1 protein-coding gene is annotated in these 2,391 nt (G+C 68.4%); it reads left to right on the top strand.

Annotation, left to right across the window (positions count from 1 at the left end; translation table 11 throughout):
- On the top strand, window positions 1–2,391 hold a 2,391-nt coding region (locus ABD901_RS58355), incomplete at both ends, for a non-ribosomal peptide synthetase (RefSeq protein WP_345144970.1).

The following is a 2,391-nucleotide window of genomic DNA, read 5'->3' on the forward strand; positions in this document are numbered from 1 at the left end:
AGCATGTGGTGGCGTTGGCGAAGCATCATGTGGTCAGTGATGAGTGGTCGGCGGCGGTCTTGCGGCGTGAGTTGGAGGTGTTGTATGCCGGTGGGGAGCTGCCGGCGTTGCCGGTGCAGTACGCGGATTTCGCGGTGTGGCAGCGGGGTTGGCTGTCCGGCGAGGTGTTGGAGGGCGAGCTCGGGTTCTGGCGGGAGACGCTGACCGGGGCGCCCACGCTGGAGCTGCCGACGGATCGGCCGCGGCCGCCGGTGCGGTCGACGGATGGTGCGTTCATTGCATTCACCGTCCCGCCGCAGGTGGTGGAGGGGCTGCGCGCGGTGGCCCGTGACGCGGGCGCGTCGATGTTCATGACGTTGCTGGGCGCGTTCACGGTGCTGCTGCATCGGTACTCGGGCCAGGACGACATCGTGGTGGGCACGCCGATCGCGAACCGGAACCGGGCCGAGATCGAGGGCCTGATCGGTTTCTTCGTCAACACGCTGGTGCTGCGCACGGATCTGTCTGGGGATCCGACGTTCGGCGAACTGCTGGGCCGGGTGCGGGAGCGGACGCTGGCCGCCTATGCGCATCAGGATGTCCCGTTCGAGCACCTCGTCGACGCGCTGGACGTGCACCGCGACCGGTCGCGCTCCCCGTTGTTCCAGGTCCTGTTCAACTACGTGACCGGCGAGGACGAGCAGCCCGGACCGGGCGAGGGCCGCACGGTGTCGGCGCTGTACGACCTGACGCTGGCGATCGGTGAGTCGGCGGACGGGCTGCAGGGCGGGATTGAGTTCGCGACGGCTTTGTTCGACGAGGCGACGATCCGCCGCCTGATCGACCATCTGCAGTCGGTGTTGGCCGCGGTGGCGGCGGCTCCGGGTGCGGCGTTGTCGGGTTTGGCGCTGGTGTCGCCGCCGGAGTTCGTGACGCCTGCTCCGGTGACCTGGAACGGTGTTGGTGGTGTGCACGAGCTGATCGCCGGTTGGGTGGAGTCGGATCCGTCCGCGGTCGCGGTGCAGGCCGACGGGGTTTCGTTGACGTACGGCGAGTTGTGGGATCGCGCCGGCAGGTTGGCCACCAGGTTGCGTTCGGCGGGTGTGGGTGCTGAGTCGGTTGTCGGTGTGGCGGTTGAGCGTGGTGTTGATCTGGTGGTGGCGGTGCTCGGGGTGTGGCGGGCGGGTGGCGCGTATCTGGCGTTGGATCCGGGTTATCCGGCGGATCGGTTGGCGTTCATGGTCGCTGACGCCGGGGTGGGTGTGCTGGTCGGGCATCGTTCGGTGGCGGCGGGGTTGGCCGGTTTGGTGCCGGTGGTGTGCTGGCTGGATGACCCTGTTGAGGCTGCACCGGTTGAGGTGCTGCCGGTGGTGGCGGGTCAGGCGGCGTGTGTGATCTACACCTCGGGGTCGACGGGTGTGGCGAAGGCTGTGGTTGTTCCGCATGCGGTGTTGCTGGGAGTGTTGGGTGGTTGGATGCGGGCCCATTTCGGTGTGGGTGAGCGGTTGCGGTGGTTGTCGGTGGCGAGCGCGAGTTTCGATGTGTTCACCGGTGACGTGGTTCGTGCCCTGGGCTCGGGTGGGACGTTGGTGCTGGGCGCGGTCGGGTTGCAGCTGTCGGTGGCGGAGTGGTGTGCGGTCCTGGCGGGTCAGCGGGTGGAGGCGATGGAGGTTGCTCCCCGCTACGCCGATGCGCTGGTCGCGCACTTGGAGGACACCGGGACGGTGTTGGACGGGTTGCGGCTGCTGGTCGTGACCACCGATGTGTGGCGGCTCGAGGCGGCGGCCCGGGCTCGGCAGGTCCTGGATGCGCGGGTGTTGACGGCGTATGGGGTGACTGAGGCTGGTATCGATTCGACGTTTGCCGAGCCAGGGGATGGGGTTGGTCCGGCGCCGGTGGGTGGGGCGTTGCCGGGGACCCGCCTCTATGTGCTGGACGCGCTCTTGCGGCCGGTGCCGATCGGGGTGCCGGGCGAGTTGTTCATGGGCGGTTCCGGGGTGACGCGTGGCTATCTGGGTCGGGCGGATTTGACGGCGCAGCGGTTTGTGGCGGATCCGTTTGGTGGGGGCCGGTTGTATCGGTCGGGGGATGTGGTGCGGTGGCGGGCCGATGGGACGTTGGAGTTCCTGGGTCGTAATGACGCGCAGGTGAAGGTGCGTGGGTATCGGATCGAGCCGGGCGAGGTCGAACACGTCCTTCGCGGGCATCCGGACGTTCGCGATGCGGTGGTGGTGGCTGACGAGGGTGGGGAGCGGCTGATCGCGTACGTGGTGCCGGGGGTTGTCGAGGGGTTGCGTGGGTGGTTGCGGGAGCGGTTGCCGGAGTTCATGGTGCCGTCGGTGTTTGTGGAGCTCGCCGGGTTGCCGTTGACGCCGAACGGGAAGGTGGATCGGGCTGGGTTGGGTGGTGTCC

This window comes from Dactylosporangium darangshiense (assembly GCF_039537565.1).
Classification (GTDB): domain Bacteria; phylum Actinomycetota; class Actinomycetes; order Mycobacteriales; family Micromonosporaceae; genus Dactylosporangium; species Dactylosporangium darangshiense.